This is a genomic window from Pseudoalteromonas luteoviolacea DSM 6061 (assembly GCF_001625655.1).
GTDB lineage: Bacteria > Pseudomonadota > Gammaproteobacteria > Enterobacterales > Alteromonadaceae > Pseudoalteromonas > Pseudoalteromonas luteoviolacea.
The window spans coordinates 1-1,194 of record NZ_AUYB01000027.1 but is presented as its reverse complement, the minus strand read 5'-3'; the positions used below and the strand labels follow the sequence as shown (position 1 = coordinate 1,194).

2 protein-coding genes are annotated in these 1,194 nt (G+C 39.4%); both read left to right on the top strand.

Annotated elements, in window-relative coordinates; all coding sequences use genetic code 11:
• The first annotated feature begins 112 nt into the window (after positions 1 to 112).
• On the top strand, positions 113 to 616 hold the full coding sequence (locus tag N475_RS02005) for an AHH domain-containing protein (protein WP_063364587.1): 504 nt from the start codon (positions 113 to 115) through the stop codon (positions 614 to 616).
• A 56-nt stretch (positions 617 to 672) separates the two neighbouring features.
• Entirely contained in the window at positions 673 to 1,146 is a 474-nt protein-coding gene (locus N475_RS02000) for an imm11 family protein (RefSeq protein ID WP_155732519.1), read from the top strand.
• The last annotated feature ends 48 nt before the right edge of the window (positions 1,147 to 1,194 follow it).

The window sequence follows — 1,194 nt, the reverse complement described above, 5'->3', positions numbered from 1 at the left end:
GTTGGGTGTCAACGCAAATTCGTCCTTGGAGCTTGAATTCGGGACTTGTTTAGTACTGTGGTAAATTAATGCTTAAAGTGGGTGTCAACGCAAATTTTCACCGGTCGCTGGGATGCAGGATATTACAGGGCAAGGAGAAAGAAACCAGCAAATGGCTACTGCTGTGACAGCGGGTGCAAAAGGAGCAATAGGAAAGCTTAATAAAGTTGCTGATGCTGTTAAAGAGAGTATTGAAAGTGTTAGAAGGCCTACCTCAAAACAAGCGGCTAAGATATTGGAAGGTGCAGGGTATGGAAAGCCAGGTGATGGGTGGGAAGCACACCATATTATTTTGTTCGGTGCTGGCTACGAGTCAGCTGAACTTGCCAGACAAATCCTTAGTGATTTTGGAATAGGCATAAACGATCCTGATAATTTTGTTTGGCTTCCTAAAAATATTGCTGTAAAAAAACAATATGGTGTTCGACATTTAACGCATCAAAATGATGGGTTACACAGAAGAGAATCAATGGATGCGGTATTGGGAGCTATTGAAATGGCTGTTGACGAGCGTCATGCAAGAGCAACTTTGCGCTCAATAGCCAACAGGTATCGAAATGGCATTAATTTGTATTAGTTGAGGATATTATGCTTTATAACATGTGTTTATCTGAAGATTGTTTGGGATTATCCTTGAAAGCTAGAGATAAACTGAGGTACGTTTCTGAAAACTTTATTGTAGGAAAGAGTGTTTGTAACCCTCCAATATTAGAGTTAGTTAAGTCTTCACAACAAGCTGAAAGTGGGGGGGACTTCTACGCTTTCCTACCTCATGGGTTTATGGTCAATGAAAAAGTGAAGGAGACTCTTTCCCCCCTTATCAATAATTGTGGGCAGTGGATCCCCATGAAATTAGGAAATGAAACGCTCTTCTTTTTCAATATTACGTCTTTGTTAGATGTATTAAATGATGAACAAACAGAATTTGAAACCTTCGAAGGTTTTGTTGTTGGAATAAAAAAGTATGTATTTATAAATTATGACTATAGCACATACCCAGTCTTCAGGCTCCAAGGTAACTACGGTAACTTCCCAATTGTAACCGACAGATTCAAAGAGTTTGTTGAAAAACAAGGTTTAAGCGGTATCAAATTTAAGGTGCTTTAATGGCCAGAATTCAACCCCGAATTCAACTGTTGTGGTCAACTAATTCCG